A 15,174-nucleotide genomic window follows, 5' to 3' on the forward strand; every position below is an offset into this window, starting at 1 on the left:
GCCCAGAAAATCGCCAATTGAATCAGAGATCAGATAATTGCGGGCCGAGAATTATGTAAAGGCCTGGTTAAGCAGTAGTGGTACCCAAGACGAGCATTTATCCTCCACAAAGCGCTCAAATCACGTAAGGCTCGAACAGCCTTCGTACATTCACCCGCGCCTTCAGCTTCGCGGCCAACAGGTACAAACCTCCCACCTTGCGATGCAGAAACAGTACATCCACAGGTGGCGTGTGCCAGAAGTCGCGGTCGGCACCTAGTTCCCAACCGGTATCACGTAGGCGTACGGGCAGGTCAGACGTCGCAAAGTCATAGGCACCTTGATGCCTCAGTGGCTCGCAGGCCTGTGTAATGAGATCAGTGAGCACCGCTCGGTGTTTGGGCAGCGTTTCAGGCTGAAAGTAGCCGACGTCCAGCGCGGCATTAGTGACGGCGGCACGGTCTTCATGCAGGCCTGCAATCAGCAAGCGGCGATAAGCCTCGGTAGTGTTGCGGTCATAAAGTCGCGTGGCGCCGAAGTCCAACAACACCATCCGGCCGGAGCCTTGCTGATAACGGTAATTGGCAAAGTTAGGGTCGGTCTGCACGCACTGGAACTCGAACACCTCGCGCATAAACAGGCCGAATAGCAACATGATGATCCGGTCGCGCTCTGCCTGGGGCGCGTGCTCTAGTGACTCCACCGCTACTCCGTCAACGAACGACATCACCAAAATATTCGGCGTGCTGAACTGGCTATACGCACGAGGAACCAGAAAGTCAGGACTGTCGGCCAACAGTTGATCAAAGCGCCGTAAGTGCTCGGTTTCTTTCATGTAGTCCGCTTCATCCTGCAGCTGACGCTTGGCCTCTTGTAGCAATGGGGCGACGTCCATGCCCTTAGGCATCAGCCCGGACATGCGCAACAAGGTAGCAACGTTATCCACATCGCTCGAAATACTCTCGCGCACGCCAGGGTATTGCACCTTGATCGCCAGACGTTGGCCGTCCTTTCCTTTCGCAACATGAACCTGGCCGATGGACGCTGCCGCCAATGGCGTGAAGGAAAACCGTTCGAAGCGCCCTTCCCAGCCCTTGCCCCAGTTTTCGTTGAGGACTGCCACCAACTGGCTCATGGGCATAGAATGAGCGTCGCAACGCAGACGAGAAAGGATTTCGCTGAACTCGCGCGGCAACAAATCACCTGCATCCATCGATAACAACTGCCCGACCTTCATGGCGGCGCCACGCAGTTGCGACAGTTGCTCGACCACCCGATGCACATTGCCCGACGTCAACAGCAGTTCGCTGAGCGCCGGACGTTTGCCCTGAACCCACTGCCGAGCGCCTTCGGCTAGCATGCCGCTCGCGACGCCCGAGGCCAAACTGCCAAAACGCATCAACCGCGATAAGCGGCTGCCAGGCACGGGCAACGAGCCGGGCACACGAGGCTTCATGAATGAAGCGCCTCAACGATCGCGGCAAGCAGCAAGCAAACGCTCGCCACGAGGGTAAGCCGTAATCGCATCGGCAGGTACCAGGCGGGCAAGCTCGTAACCCGCAACAGCTGCCTGTCCTGCCGGAGGTGGACAACTAAGCCGATGACCAACAGCAAGCAACCCAATGGCATTGGCAGTAACGTGGCAATCCAAGCAATAAGCGCAGGAATGACACTCCAAATGAACCGGTCGCGGCCCTGCTCGGAGCTCATATCTTGCACGGTCATGGCGAAGCCCCAGTGTAAGGCGCCGACGAAGCTCAGGATGACTGCGCCATAGTTAACAAGCGCAATCGCTAACAACGGCCGATAGTCGAGAGAGAACGGGATCAACAGCGCCAGAAAAATAAACGGCAACAGACCGCCATAACCCAGCAGGCTGACATGCTTTGGCAGAGAGGTTGAAGGCAACGCGTTCATTTGTATTCCTTGCAGTGAGCGACACTCAAGACTGTAGGCCCAAAAGTCCTGCTTGGGCGAGATTGATGGCGATCCGAAGCTGAAGTCAGCGTAATGAGTCGCTTTGTAGAATTAGGTCATTGCCCCATTGTTTTTCGGGCACTCAGGCGACGGCATATGAAGAGCTTCGCATCCTTGAGATCATGCTCAGTACCTGCATTTACCAAGTCGACCACACCCTAAAACCCTTCCAGCCTTCAGTTCTTCGTGAGCGGGTTTTTAAAACGTGCCAATGCAATCAACAGATTCTTGAAACCAAAAAAATAGGAAAACCGCGCCAGTAGTGCTTTGCCTGGTCGTCCAAGACTGCTTGCAGTAAGTCATGACACGATGTGGCTGACGACGCTGCATGAGATGATCAAACGCTACAACACGAAAATCACGACTACAAATTTTCGGAGATGTCTGGTCGTTTCACCCTCGGTTTTAAGCATACGAGCCGGGGCTCCCGCTGACTAATCCCAGTCCTTCATCGGGCCACCTAGCTTTTACAAACCGATCCGCTCGCCATCTTGGTGCATTACCGAAACCAGACTGCGACTACCAGCAGTGGCTCGACTTTGCGAAAAGCGATAAAACCTGTACAAAATTAAATTCTTGTATAGGTTTTCTGCAATGTGTGCCATTCTGCCATCAGTCAGCTATCACCAGCGGCTCACGCTCGTACCTCGCCGGGCTCTCGTAACTTTCAACTGGGTGGTAGAGACACACAAGCAGCCCTTAACACGGATAGCAAAACAGAACCACCACGTCTTGCCCGTACAGGGTCTATCTAAGAGTTCAGCCGATGAAAAACTCCATCACACTAGCCTCGCGCATAGGCCTTGGTTTCGCCGTAATTGTGTCGCTGCTCATACTAATCACCGCCGTGGGCATCCAACGTGTGGGCTTTATCGATTCCACCCTGGAACACGTAAGCGAAAATGCGGCGAAGATTCAACGCTACGCTATTAACTTTCGCGGAAGTGTACACAACCGAGCCATTGCTATTCGGGATGCAGTGTTGGTGGATACTGAACAAGACTTAACCGTCCACCTCAATGAAGTTATCAATCTAGAACAGGCCTACTCCGATTCAGCCATACCAATGGATCAGCTATTCGCAACTGCAGGGGTAACATCGCAGGAGCAACAGCTGCTACTGGCGATTAAAGACATTGAAAAGCAAACGCTAGCTTCCACTAAGTCGGTAATTGCTTTGCGTCGCGCCGGAGATATTTCAGGTGCACAGGCTTTGCTGCTGCGCCAAACCTCTGGTGAATACAGTGAGTGGTTGAAACGCGTGAATGCACTGATTGACTACGAAGAAGCCTCGATCAAAAGCCAACTCAATGCGGTACAAGCCACCGCTAGTGAGTTTCGAGGACTGATGCTCATGGCCACCGGGATAGCGCTGCTGCTGAGCATCATCCTGGCGATCTCAATTATTCGCTTCGTCAAATCAACGCTGGGTGCTGAGCCGACTCAGGTTGCACAGGCTATCCAACGGTTGGCGGCAGGTGACTTGCAACAAATCATTGTTACCGATTATCCGAACAGCGTGATGGGCGTCCTGAAAACTGCCCTAAGTCGTTTGGCTGATACCATTAGTGAAGTACGCATTGCGGCCCAAGAGGTCAACAATTCATCTAGGCAACTATTGACCACATCGTCCACCAATAACAATCAAATCAGCCTTCAGACTCGCGAAGCCGAACAAGTGGCAACTGCAATTACGCAAATGGCGGCAACGGTCAATGAAGTTTCAGGTTATGCATCTCAAGCAGCGGATGCAACGCGTCTAGCCGATGCAGAAGCTGTAAGCGGTACTCGCGTCGTTGCGGACTCCACTCTCGCTATCGAACAATTAGCGAACACACTGGTTGAAACCACCAATACGGTAGAGCAGGTGTCCAAGCGTAGCGAAGAGATTGAGATAGTGATCGAGGTAATCAATTCAATTGCCACACAAACTAACCTGTTGGCGCTGAACGCAGCCATCGAAGCGGCCCGAGCAGGTGAGCATGGCAGAGGGTTTGCAGTTGTTGCCGATGAAGTGCGCTCTCTAGCTAATCGCACTCAGGAGTCGACGCGGGAAATTCGAGAAATGATAGGCACACTGCAGAGCGGTACTGAAACGGCTGCACAAACCATGCGTAATAGTTGCGAACTGGTAAGCCACACCGTTGCGCAAACCCGCAACGCCCAGACGGCGCTAGCTACAATTAGCCAGCAAGTCGGCGCCATAAACCACATGAATGCCCAAATCGCCAGCGCATCTATCCAGCAAAGCGTCGTGGCCGAAGACGTTGCGCAAAATATCACGCGCATCCATAGCTCAACGGTGCAATCGGCAACTGGCTCTCGTGAAGTTGCAACGGCCAGCCAGGAGTTAGCGCAGCTTGCTGATCGTCTTACTCAGAAGGTCGCATTTTTCAGCGTGGCTTAGGGCAGGCCCATTGTCAGTCCTTTTCTTTCAGCATATCTTGTACAAAACCTATACAAGGTCGCTAGAAATGTATAATAAAAAGGATTGGCCATTGACGCTGTACTTTGACGGTCAATGTCCGCTGTGTGCGCGCGAAATCAAGATCCTGAATCGACACGCCACAGAGAGTCGACTGCTTTTTATTGACATCAGCAGCGGTGCGTTCGACGCCAAGGCACTCGGGTTCACGTTCGAGCAAATGCAGTCCTCGCTGCACGCCCGTTTCGCCGATGGCCGCTGGATAACCGGTCTGGACGCCACCTTGTGGAGCTGGCGAGCCGCCGGCTTAGGGTTTTGGGCATCGCCACTGACATGGCGTGCCATCCGACCGCTGCTTGCTTTAGGTTATCGCCTCTTCTGCCGCTTACGCCCCCATTTGGCGTGGCTTCCTCACCCGGATGGCCGCCGTCGATGTGTCGATAACCGTTGCGCGGTGCCGGAAGCAAAACCCACACACGACGAGCTGCTCACCGTCAAAACAAAGCAGCCCTAGAACGCTTCGCTTTGGCCTGTCCAAGGTCGCATGAGTGGTCGATATGTTTGCCCGCCGCTTACAGATCCAGGAAAACCTCACAAAACAAATTGCTGATGCCATCCATCACATCACCAATGCGGCCGGCGTGGCTGTGGTTATTGAGGCAAAGCACATGTGCATGATGATGCGAGGCGTGGAGAAGCAAAACTCGGTGATGACCACATCGGTGATGCTGGGCGCCTTTCGCGATTCGTCCGCTACGCGTCACGAGTTCCTGCAACTGATAGGGCGACTCGCTTAGCGCCAATAGATCACGTCTGTCTGCGAAGAGGCTAAATGAACAGTTCCTTCAGGATAAACTCCCTTGGCGAGGGCTACCGTGCCTTGGTGATAGGCGCCAGTGGAGCGCTCGGCGCGGCGTTTTGTGAGTTGCTCAACGAAGATCCAAGATGCTCGGCTGTTCGTGAGCTGGGGCGCAACAGTGCTCCAGGATTGGATCTGGAAAAGCCCGACAGTATCGCGAGGGCGGCCGCCGAATTAGCTGAAGAAGCCCCGTACCAGTTGATTTTACATGCTGCCGGCTTGCTCCATCGTGAAGACATCAAGCCTGAAAAAAGTTACACCTCTATTGAAGCGGATGCGCTTCAGGCGATATTCCAAGTCAACACACTCGGGCCTGCACTGGTTTTGCGTCACTTCCTGCCCTTGCTTGACCCTCGTGGTGCGATGGCAGTGCTCTCCGCCAAGGTGGGCAGCATCGGTGATAACCGTTTGGGCGGCTGGTATGCCTATCGCGCCTCCAAGGCAGCGTTGAACATGTTGATTAAAACGGCTGGGATCGAACTAGCACGAACACGCCCTCAGACCCGCTTGCTGACTCTTCATCCAGGTACGGTCATCTCGGGCCTGTCCCAGCCCTTTAAAGGCGCTTCTGCCGCCAGGCCCGCAAGCCTCGCTGCCCGCGAATTGTTATCACTGATTGACCGTTTGGCGCCTGCCGACAGCGGCAATTTCTTTGCTTATAACGGAGAACGCCTACCGTGGTAGGCAGGGAGTGACCCTTGAACCTGCAAGCGTTGACCGAACGGGCCGCGAATGGCGAAGTACGAGAGTTGGAGCTGCTGTCTCTGGAAGGCGGTTTTTATCTGGCACGAGTCGGGCTGGATCAAGACCAGTTCACACTGCTGGACGACGAAGCAAAGCCTATGCGCCTTCGCTCCATCAATCACCTGCGTGAGTTGTTGCAGTTTGTCCCGCCATTCCCCTGCGTGCTTGTGCAGCAGTGCGTCCATGACGAGATGTGCGGTTCACGTGAAGAGCCCATTGGATCGTTACGCATTCCTTTCTCGCTGACTGCGCCTTGGTGAGTCACCTTCCGTTGGACTCCGTCGAATGAATAAGACTCACCGACTATGCCTGGTCTTGGGCGACCAGTTGTCTTTTGACCTGGCCTCATTGAAGGGGCTGGACATTGAGCGCGATACGGTTTTACCTGAGCTCCAAGCCTTACTGCGCCAGTGGCCAATATATAAAGCGCATGTCTGACTACTGCCGTCACTGCGCGTACAAAGTCAGTGAAAGCACGACGACGACGCCTGCCCTTTCAATTCGCTTTACTGGCATTTCCTGATGCGTCACGGCGACCTATTGCGCAGCAATCAGCGCATGGGCATGGTCTACAAGAACCTCGATCAGATGACTGAAGCCAAGCAGGAGGCGCTCTGGAAACGGGGCCAAAAACTGCTCGCCAAACTCGATGCAGGGGGGGCGTTTTGAAGAAGAGTGAACTGCCCGTAAAGGCGTGTGCGGTCTGCGGATTGCCTTTCGCCTGGCGCAAAAAATGGGCGCGCTGCTGGGCTGAGGTGCGCTACTGCTCGGAGCGTTGCCAACGGCGCAGAAGCAGTGGATGCCATGTCATCCCCTCCCCAACTGCCGGACGTACTCGAAACCCTTCACGAAAACCAGCTCGCGCTTGCCGGCGCTATTTAGTCGATAGCAATGTGGATTGATCAGAGGGGATCCATTGGCGTTTCCTGTACCGCCCTTGGCGCTATAGCCACGCTCGACTTGAATGCCGTGTCCGTTACTGTCCCCATTTCTCAAAGTCGCCAATTCGCTAGGAGGTAGCCGACTGGCGGCCGCCACCTTTTTTGATTTACTCCCGCGAGCCAGCAGATGCTTGGTCGCGGGTTTTCCACAGCGACAGCAGCACACCGCCCAGCAGCAGACCCAAGGTCACGCTCAGTGAAATGACCGCCGGAATCTTGCCGATGATGCCGACCAGGAAGATCTTGCCCCCGATAAACACCAGCACCAGCGCCAGCGCGTACTTGAGGTAGGCGAAGCGGTGAATCATCGCCGCCAAGGCGAAATACAACGCACGCAGACCAAGGATGGCGAAGATGTTCGAGGTGTAGACGATGAAGGGGTCTTGGGTGATGGCGAAGATCGCCGGCACGCTGTCCACGGCGAACACCAGATCGGCACACTCGATCAGCACCAAGGCTAAGAACAACGGCGTTGCCCAGACCACGGACTTGCCGCTGGCGTCTGCCTGACGGACAAAGAAGTGCCCTTCATGCAGTCGCTCGGTCACCCGCATGTGTTTGCGCAGGAACTTCACCAGCAGGTTTTCGCTAAGGTTTGGATGGGCATCAACCTTGCTGAACAGCATCTTCACTCCGGTTAACAGCAGGAAGATGCCGAACACATACAGAATCCAGCTGAACTCGGCGATCAGCGCCGCCCCCAGGCCAATCATTATCGCGCGCAGCACGATTACACCGAGAATGCCCCAGAACAGCACCTCGTGCTGATACCTACGCGGGATAGAGAGGAAGCTGAAGATCATCGCCATCAGAAACACGTTGTCCATCGACAACGATTTCTCGATTAGAAAACCGGTGTAGAAATCCATCCCGGCGTCACCGCCCTTGACCTGCCAGACCCAGAGGCCGAACAGCAAACCAGCAGTGATATAGCCAGCAGACAGCAGTAGACTTTCACTAACGCCGATCTCTCGATGCTCACGGTGTAGCACCCCGAGGTCGAAGACCAACAGGCCCATCACGATGCTTATAAAGACTAGCCACAACCAAGTGGCGGTGCCGAGAAGCTCGGCCAAGAAGAACGGTTCTAGGGCAGTCATGAGCCCCTCCTCTCAGTGTCGAAGTTATAAAAACTGCAACTCCGACATGGCAGCGATTAGCTGTCAGAGGGGCCCGGCATTGCGAAATTAAATCTAGAGAGACGCGTGGGATTTCTCAATCACGCAAGGTTTGCAAGGTATTTCAAGCTGGTAGGCCGCATCGAAAGTCGGAATACCGATATGCAGAAATGATATCTGCATTCAGAGAATCTTTAACAGAACCTGGGCTGGCTCCCTGGGTTTTTGTTGCCAAACTTAGCGATTAAATGAGCCTGAACGTCCTAAACGTAAGACCGGTACCGAAGAAAGACCGCGAAAGGCAAAGCTCCTCTAAGTTAATAACGCAATAGCGCAAAAAAAAGGACGCCTTGTCGGACGCACGTTTAGTTTAGGGGGGGCGTGCTGCGAGTTTAGATATGACGAAGGCTATCGCCGCATTGAGGCCAACGGCGCCATCAGGGATATTCGCTGATTGGCCAAATCCTACGATTTACTGCCGCGTCGGCATGGTGCCGCCTGTGTCGTAGCTGCCATGATTCAGGTCGTATTTGGATGCACCCCAATCTTACCGGTCAGTATATTCGGCTCCGTCCCTCTGCCGGAGTGCCTTAAATGGACAATACCCGTGAGCGCTTGATTGACTCAGCGCTGAAGCTGTTTCTGTCACAAGGTATAAACATTACTGGTGTGATGGCCATCGCCGCGATGGCGGGTGTTACCAAGATGACGCTCTACAGCCACTTCCCCTCCAAGGATGCGCTGATAGTGGCTTGCCTTGAGGAGCGTGACCGACGCTGGCGTGAAGAGGTAGTGCGCACCTTGGCTGTGCATCCTGACCCGGTCAGCGGCATGCTAGCGTTCTTTGATTTGTATCAACGCTTTCTTTTGAAAGATAGCGGACGCGGGTGCCTGTTCGTCAACAGTGCGGCTGAATTCCCCCAGTTTAGCCACCCTGTGCATTTGGCCGTGAGCAGGCATAAGCAAGGGATACGCGAAAATCTTACTGCATTGGCCATGAGCGCCGGTATAAGCGACCCGGACGTAGTTGCGGAGGGGCTGTTTATCTTGCTGGAGGGCAGTTTTGTCAGCGGCGCCATGGGCCAGGACGTGCGGGTATTCGACACTGCCCGACACGTAGCTCATTGCTGGATCCGGAAGCAGGGCCAGCAGGAGCAGAGCGTATGACCCTAGGTTTGATAGCGGCCATCGCCGCCACTTTTTCATGGTCGCTGCTCTACATCTTTCCGGGGCTGGTCGGCGATTACAGCCTTTTTGATCTGGCTGTGGTGAGCTATGCCTTTGCCGGCTTAGGTAGCCTGCTCGTGCTGTTTGTTTACCGTAGCGAAGTGCGGCAATTGCGACTGAGCGACTGGGCCTGCGCCGCACTGCTGGGCTTCTTAGGATACATCGGCTACTTCTTCCTGATCACCACTGCGGTCTTGGCAGCTGGGCCGGTGATCCCTCCGGTGATGATGGGGTCAGTACCGATTGTGCTCGCGATTGCCGGCAACTTGCGAAGCTCCAGCGTGCCCTGGCGCGCTATTGCCGGGCCACTGTTGGTAGCGGCATTGGGCATAAGTTTGGTCAACCTGAGCGTGTTTGATTTTAGCAGCGCAACGGTGGGGCTCCCGACCGATTCGATGCTGCTTGGGCTGCTCGCATCGTTAATGGCAATTGGATTTTGGACTGGTTTTGGATTGTTAAATGAAAGTGCTTTAGCTCAACGCCCAAGCATGTCCCCCATGTTGTGGTCAGCCATGCTGATCTTCATGTGCAGCGTCGAAATGCTGGCCTTCATCCCCACTGGTCTGCACTTGAACCTGTCCCACTTCGCTAGCCAGCCGAGCGGGTTAGCAGGTACTCAGGCGCTAATAGTTTGTGGGTTAATTCAGGGGTTAGGGGCCACCCTTGCAGGTGCCTGGGCATGGTCAATCGCAACTCGGCGTCTACCTCTGGCGCTCAGCGGGCAATTGATCGCCAGCGGTACCATTTATGCAACTACGATGGGCCTGCTCATCAACCAACGCTGGCCCTCTCCTATGGAAGCGATTGGGACAGGGTTGCTATTCGTTGGGGTGGTATGGGCAATTCACGCCTTTTATCGCAGGCAAACACGTATCGAGAGCATGGCTGGGTAACTGGTCTTAGCCAAAAGTGCCTGCATGGGCATTTCAGGTGTCAACTTTGGATTGATCTGACCCTCGAACAGTTGGACACCTTAGCCCTTATCGCTGAGATCGGCTAGGTGACTTTGGCAGACGTACCAATGTCAGCTAGCTCTGCAGTTGGCACAGCAAATCTTGGCCATCTCGATTAATCGCTTCGGCAGTCAGCGACGCCCGGGACGGGATCGAGACAACCCTATCTACCTGTTAAGTACCTCGGAGCGTGCACAACTCGAGCGTTGCTCGCTACGATCTGAGTCTTTATGCAAAAGCACGTTACCATCGCCCACTCAGAATCATGGGAGCCCATACGTGAGAAAGCCACCTATGAAAATCATCATCGAAAAATGGGATGGTGACGATGCAATCCGGATTCCCGATTAGGCTCTGCAGGAACTGGAGCTGGACGTCGGTGACGCCGTGTATCTGATTGAAGAATTTGTCGGCAACACGCGATGCCTTGTCCTATCAAAAAAGCCTCAGATCGCGGATCGAATAGACGAACTCACTGAAGCCTGGGACAACGAACAGCTTGGCCATGCCAAGGGCACATAAGGAGTCGAGCATACTGCCTGCCGACAAGGTGGTGTTTCCGCCCGAGCTGGCGCTGCTGATAATTAGAAAGGCCAGCGCCATGGCGGCAACCTTTGAAGAGCAGGCGCTCGAACAGCTCACCAAGTACGCCAGGCGAGCGCTTGCCCATGGCGTTGAACCTCCGAGGGGAATCATGGAAATGCGGCTGTAGGCGACGGCGCATGAGGTACATTGAAGTTTGATCATCTAACCAAAACAACATCAGCCAGGGTGACACCGTGAACACCAATCAGAAGCTGCGAACCTTTGACCTAATCCGTGAAGCAGTGGTGCCGGAGTTCCGAGATCGAGTGGCCGAGTACCTGTGTCTCTACGAAGAAGCTCTACACGATGACAATGCTCGCTCTGACGACCTGCGCACATCGGCAAATCAGCTCAGGGGCTACCTGCGCGGTCTCAATACCACCAGGGTACTGGGCATGGCTGATTGGGAAGAGCTAGACCGCCGTATTGCGGAATCATGGTTATGAACGACGGAGCACCCTAAGATAAGCCCCCTCAGCAAAATTCAGAGACCTGGGGTTGAGTCCGTCCCGATAAGCGGTGGCTTTCTCCCTATTGAGTTGTTGTTTGGCTGGCTATGCTCAGAGCCAATCACCAGTAGTCTTTTTGTGGGGATGCGCTATGGGCTTTACGATCTGCTACACCTTCCAGGGTCAAAATAAAGTGTTTGAGCTTCCTGCCAACCATCTCACTCCGCACGATGCCGTGTGTTACGCGCTGTTTGATTCGCCCGCAGTTATACAAGAAAGACCATCGAGCTGGGAGGGTAGCTACTCAGCCATCGTTGAGTTTGCAGAGCAATTTGGCGTCACAAACGTGAGATGGCATCAGTCAATCACCCATCCTCATATCCATGAAGTCACCGAGGCGCGCCACTGCGCAACAATGGAATGACGCCGCTGCGAAAACCAACCCAATGAATGAGCCGGGTCAGTAGCCGATCCCCCTGAAACAGAGTGACGGGAATGCCATAGTATGGCCCTGACCGCGACTCCTCACATATGCAGAGTCAGTAGTTTGGCAGCTTTGATGGGGTGCCCATCGAAGAGAGCGGCAGCTACATTGAAGATATGGTTGTCAGTCAGCGAGGCAACCTCGCTATGAGCCAGCTATCCAACTGAACGGTGGTGACAAAATGAACACACGCCAACGCCGCCAACGAATCATATTTTGGCGGGGCTCGTTCCCGGTGATACTTGGCTTTATCGTTCTGGTCATGGCATTAGTGCTCGCTGACCAAATAGCCCCCACCCCCCAAGAGATCGACGACGTAAATTTGAGTCCGCAGGTGGAGCACTCACCAAAATTGAGAAGTCAGGAAGTCGCCCCAATTGCTATACCCTCTCAACGGCTCGAATAGACCACAGGCGTCTCCCAGCGCGATATCCCTCATTCTAAATAAGTTTAAGTATCCAAAAGCCCGTCGGCTGCGCCGATGCTTTTTGATGCCGATGCCGAATTGACCCAAGTGCTGACGAAAGACTGCCCCACCTCCAAATCGAAACAAATTCAGCAAAGGAAATGGTTCGCGAGGAACAGCCTGGGTCAGTGACATCTTGGTAGCTGGGTGATTTTGGCGGCGGCGCCTGCACCGCTGCCGTATCAGCGGTGCTGGCCTGAGTTACGCAAGGTGAGTTAAGCGTATGCTGACCTTTAGGCCAGACCTATAGCCGAAAGCGTTTAACCAAACCATCAAGCTCATGACCTAAGCGTGCCAACTCAATGCTTGATGAGGCCGTCTCATCACTAGCGCCAGCCGTTTGTTCAGAGATATCACGCACGTTGAGCACGCTACGGTTTATCTCTTCCGCCACTGCGCTCTGCTGTTCCGCAGCTGAGGCAATTTGCTGATTCATCAACTGGATTGTAGACACCGCTCGGGTGATGTTTTCCAGCGATGTTCCGGCACGACGGGCTAATTCAACACTGCTGTCAGTCAATACACGGCTGCTCTCCATAACGTCGGACACTTCTTGAGTACCACTTTGTAATCTGGAGATCAGCTTTTCAATTTCTTCGGTGGATTGCTGGGTGCGCTGCGCCAAGCTACGGACTTCATCGGCAACTACAGCGAAACCTCGCCCAGCTTCACCTGCTCGCGCAGCCTCAATGGCGGCATTGAGAGCGAGTAAGTTGGTTTGTTGTGCGACTGACTTAATAACATCGAGCACACCACCTATTTTGTTGCTTTCCTCTCTGAGATTCCCCATGGCCGCAGTGGAGTTACCGACTTCGATAGCCAGGCGTTCGATTTGAGCCACGGCCTCTCCAACAACCTTGTCACCCTCTCGTGCTTGCTGATCTGCGGCAGCGGCGGCGTCAGAGGCCTCTTCAGCATTACGCGCTACCTCCTGCACAGTGGCGCTCATTTCGTTCATGGCCGTAGCAACTTGATCAGTTTCGACTTTTTGGCTGTTCACACCAGCACTGGTTTGCTCGGTGACGGCTGACAACTCTTCGGCAGCGCTAGAAATCTGAACGACACTGGCGCTTATACCGCCAATCAGTTCACGAAGACTGGTGGTCATTTTTTGTAGGCCTCTCTGCAGTTGACCCAACTCATCGCGGCGATTGACCTCAGCACTCTGACCCAAATCGCCGGAGGCAATACGATCGACGTCCTTAAGAACATGCTGCAACGGTGTAACGATTTGCCGAGTAATGATCCATGCCGCAAAGACGCCGAGCAGTAGCGCCAACGCAGCGATACTGGCAAGCAGGGTTTTAGCAAAAGACGAATCGGAATCGCGCTTGGTGGATTGTGATGCTATCAACTGCTGGGTGGTATTAAGCAGGATCTCGCCTTGCACACTCATCTGGGCGAACACAGGAGTCAGATCGACGCCCGGCTGGTTTAAGGTACCTTGGGCATCTCGGTACACCTTAACTGCGGCTATCTGCTGGTCAATCAGCGCCAAATCGCTGGGCGCGGTCAGCTGGGCACGCGCGGTATTCAAATGCCCAGATAGTTTCGCAAGCGTTTGAAGGATCAACTGGGCACCCTCGCCCTTGGGATTTAACTCCATCTGCAAGCGATGAATTCGCAAGTCTTTTGTCATCTCGGCGACGCGAGCAATACTCTCTATTTTGAGGCCCCGCTCATCAAGACTATCGATCGCTGTCCAGCCTGTGAGGACGAGCAGGGAAGTAAGCGCCAATACTAGGCCGAAGCCAAGACAAAGCTTCTTGCCCACACGGATATCTCTGATCCAATCGAACATACACGCTCCAAGCAATAAATGATGTTTACTAGCGGGCAAAAAATAACATGCCCATTTGATGGGATATGCCTACACCCCAAAACCTACGCCACTTTGACTACACTTTGACGGTCAACTAATAGACGGAGCCGTACATCCCCAAGGCACGCCTACACCACGAACGAGAGAAATAGTTGAGTTACTGCCACATCGGTTGGTGCCCTGCTTGAATCATGCAAGGTAAATGGGGCAGACGAACATAACACCGACCCGTCACCCAAACTCTCAAGCGGCAGTGATCTAAGATGTTGAGCAAAAGTGATCGTGATTACTGCATCAATCCGGTAAACCCCAAAACCCTATAGGTACGGTCTCACAGTAGAAGCGCAATCCGTTACGCATGGTTCCCGTCTCGGTGGGAATTGCAGGGACAACAACAAATTTCGAAATCATCTTCACACCCGCTCTACGTACTTCTCACTATAAGCCACTAAAGCAAGCAGCCGTCGAGAGTTTCCGATGAGAAGCTCGAGCCCAGTTGACGCCGATAGCATCGAAAAAACTCAGTCGACTATGAAATCTGCGAGACATTATGTGGCGTAAGCAGACGCCATGGATTACGTTGAGATCTTATCTGCAGACAATCGACAGGAATGACCCGATTTTCACAAACCGGCCAATCCCCCACTCGATTACTTAGTTCCTGTCTTACCTATAGGAGTAAAAAATTGCTTAACCGTCCCGACAAAGACGCGCTCCGTGCACGGCTGGAGTCGCAAGTCCAAGAGAAACTACAGCACGACCCAGACGCGGTAACGACCTATGCAGCCCAGCCTGTACCAGACCGAAAATCATACACCAGCAAACCCACGGTTCAGGACAAGGCATTTCACAAAGAGCTCGAGCAGATGCGTGCAGACGCCGAAGCTGGAGTGATACATAGGCCTAAGCGCGAAAAGGAGGACGGAGGCGCTCCTAGCCCTAAGCTTGATGATTATCCAGATCTGTAAACCTGCCGCCGTGAGGCCACAGGTATTGAGCGCGCGTTTAACGACGGCAGATGGGTAGTCGAATGTGAACTCGACTCAACTGATCAAGAGAAATTTAGCGACGAGTTCTGCACAAGCGAGCGTTCTCGGTGACACGGATTCAGCCTAGCTTCGCTGTCTCGCCACCACGCCCGCAAT

General features: G+C 54.0%; 12 protein-coding genes and 5 pseudogenes. 13 read left to right on the top strand and 4 right to left on the bottom strand.

The features are described 5' to 3' along the window. Positions 1-115 precede the first annotated feature (115 nt). A complete protein-coding gene (locus ACVWYU_RS16400) occupies positions 116-1,435 on the bottom strand; it encodes an ABC1 kinase family protein (RefSeq protein WP_457373162.1) in 1,320 nt (439 codons plus the stop codon). After that, positions 1,432-1,896 (bottom strand): DUF3429 domain-containing protein, encoded by a 465-nt coding sequence (locus ACVWYU_RS16405; RefSeq protein WP_457373163.1) that lies wholly within the window; start codon positions 1,894-1,896, stop codon positions 1,432-1,434. The genes ACVWYU_RS16400 and ACVWYU_RS16405 overlap by 4 nt, the downstream gene beginning before the upstream one ends. An 826-nt stretch (positions 1,897-2,722) precedes the next feature. Between ACVWYU_RS16405 and ACVWYU_RS16410 the strand changes: the two are divergent. The 8 genes and pseudogenes from ACVWYU_RS16410 to ACVWYU_RS16445 all read left to right on the top strand — a co-directional run. Further along, positions 2,723-3,235 (top strand): annotated as a pseudogene (locus ACVWYU_RS16410) (MCP four helix bundle domain-containing protein); the annotation flags it as partial. Positions 3,236-3,835: 600 nt separating this feature from the next. Next, positions 3,836-4,363 (top strand): annotated as a pseudogene (locus tag ACVWYU_RS16415) (methyl-accepting chemotaxis protein); the annotation flags it as partial. Between the two features lie 67 nt (positions 4,364-4,430). After that, a complete protein-coding gene (locus ACVWYU_RS16420) occupies positions 4,431-4,895 on the top strand; it encodes a thiol-disulfide oxidoreductase DCC family protein (protein WP_457373164.1) in 465 nt (154 codons plus the stop codon). Positions 4,896-4,908: 13 nt separating this feature from the next. Further along, positions 4,909-5,178, top strand: a pseudogene (gene folE, locus ACVWYU_RS16425) (GTP cyclohydrolase I); the annotation flags it as partial. Between the two features lie 35 nt (positions 5,179-5,213). Further along, entirely contained in the window at positions 5,214-5,924 is a 711-nt protein-coding gene (locus ACVWYU_RS16430) for an SDR family NAD(P)-dependent oxidoreductase (RefSeq protein ID WP_457373165.1), read from the top strand. Positions 5,925-5,938: 14 nt separating this feature from the next. Continuing rightward, positions 5,939-6,244, top strand: a complete 306-nt coding sequence (locus ACVWYU_RS16435) for a DUF6482 family protein (protein WP_457373166.1) — start codon at positions 5,939-5,941, stop codon at positions 6,242-6,244. 116 nt (positions 6,245-6,360) lie between these two features. Further along, positions 6,361-6,653, top strand: a pseudogene (locus tag ACVWYU_RS16440) (cryptochrome/photolyase family protein); the annotation flags it as partial. Beyond that, positions 6,650-6,781 (top strand): annotated as a pseudogene (locus ACVWYU_RS16445) (DUF2256 domain-containing protein); the annotation flags it as partial. The pseudogenes ACVWYU_RS16440 and ACVWYU_RS16445, both read left to right, overlap by 4 nt. A 251-nt stretch (positions 6,782-7,032) precedes the next feature. Here ACVWYU_RS16445 and ACVWYU_RS16450 read toward each other — a convergent pair. After that, positions 7,033-8,025, bottom strand: a complete 993-nt coding sequence (locus tag ACVWYU_RS16450; RefSeq protein WP_457373167.1) for a TerC family protein — start codon at positions 8,023-8,025, stop codon at positions 7,033-7,035. 612 nt (positions 8,026-8,637) lie between these two features. On the opposite strand from ACVWYU_RS16450, the gene ACVWYU_RS16455 reads away from it, so the two are divergent. The 5 genes from ACVWYU_RS16455 (at position 8,638) to ACVWYU_RS16475 (ending at position 11,681) form a co-directional block, all read left to right on the top strand. Next, complete coding sequence (locus ACVWYU_RS16455; protein WP_457373168.1) at positions 8,638-9,210, top strand: TetR/AcrR family transcriptional regulator; 573 nt, start codon at positions 8,638-8,640, stop codon at positions 9,208-9,210. Beyond that, the gene (locus ACVWYU_RS16460; RefSeq protein WP_457373169.1) at positions 9,207-10,163 is read left to right on the top strand and encodes a DMT family transporter; all 957 of its coding nucleotides are present in this window, start codon (positions 9,207-9,209) and stop codon (positions 10,161-10,163) included. Before ACVWYU_RS16455 ends, ACVWYU_RS16460 begins: the two co-directional genes overlap by 4 nt. A 414-nt stretch (positions 10,164-10,577) precedes the next feature. Beyond that, on the top strand, positions 10,578-10,745 hold the full coding sequence (locus tag ACVWYU_RS16465; RefSeq protein WP_457373189.1) for an AbrB/MazE/SpoVT family DNA-binding domain-containing protein: 168 nt from the start codon (positions 10,578-10,580) through the stop codon (positions 10,743-10,745). Positions 10,746-11,020: 275 nt separating this feature from the next. Beyond that, positions 11,021-11,254: a hypothetical protein gene (locus ACVWYU_RS16470; protein ID WP_410921716.1), complete on the top strand. Its 234-nt coding sequence runs from the start codon at positions 11,021-11,023 to the stop codon at positions 11,252-11,254. Between the two features lie 154 nt (positions 11,255-11,408). Further along, complete coding sequence (locus tag ACVWYU_RS16475) at positions 11,409-11,681, top strand: hypothetical protein (RefSeq protein ID WP_457373170.1); 273 nt, start codon at positions 11,409-11,411, stop codon at positions 11,679-11,681. 770 nt (positions 11,682-12,451) lie between these two features. On the opposite strand, the gene ACVWYU_RS16480 is transcribed toward ACVWYU_RS16475, so the two are convergent. Further along, positions 12,452-14,008: a methyl-accepting chemotaxis protein gene (locus ACVWYU_RS16480; RefSeq protein ID WP_457373171.1), complete on the bottom strand. Its 1,557-nt coding sequence runs from the start codon at positions 14,006-14,008 to the stop codon at positions 12,452-12,454. Between the last annotated feature and the right edge of the window lie 1,166 nt (positions 14,009-15,174).

The sequence above is a fragment of the Pseudomonas sp. TE12234 genome (assembly GCF_054061835.1).

What these genes read in the sequence shown, in the direction of transcription:
- ACVWYU_RS16400 (WP_457373162.1), bottom strand. Translation starts at nt 1,435, where the DNA reads ATGAAGCCTCGTGTGCCCGGCTCGTTGCCCGTGCCTGGCAGCCGCTTA.
- ACVWYU_RS16405 (WP_457373163.1), bottom strand. Translation starts at nt 1,896, where the DNA reads ATGAACGCGTTGCCTTCAACCTCTCTGCCAAAGCATGTCAGCCTGCTG.
- ACVWYU_RS16420 (WP_457373164.1), top strand. Translation starts at nt 4,431, where the DNA reads ATGTATAATAAAAAGGATTGGCCATTGACGCTGTACTTTGACGGTCAA.
- ACVWYU_RS16430 (WP_457373165.1), top strand. Translation starts at nt 5,214, where the DNA reads ATGAACAGTTCCTTCAGGATAAACTCCCTTGGCGAGGGCTACCGTGCC.
- ACVWYU_RS16450 (WP_457373167.1), bottom strand. Translation starts at nt 8,025, where the DNA reads ATGACTGCCCTAGAACCGTTCTTCTTGGCCGAGCTTCTCGGCACCGCC.
- ACVWYU_RS16455 (WP_457373168.1), top strand. Translation starts at nt 8,638, where the DNA reads ATGGACAATACCCGTGAGCGCTTGATTGACTCAGCGCTGAAGCTGTTT.
- ACVWYU_RS16460 (WP_457373169.1), top strand. Translation starts at nt 9,207, where the DNA reads ATGACCCTAGGTTTGATAGCGGCCATCGCCGCCACTTTTTCATGGTCG.
- ACVWYU_RS16475 (WP_457373170.1), top strand. Translation starts at nt 11,409, where the DNA reads ATGGGCTTTACGATCTGCTACACCTTCCAGGGTCAAAATAAAGTGTTT.
- ACVWYU_RS16480 (WP_457373171.1), bottom strand. Translation starts at nt 14,008, where the DNA reads ATGTTCGATTGGATCAGAGATATCCGTGTGGGCAAGAAGCTTTGTCTT.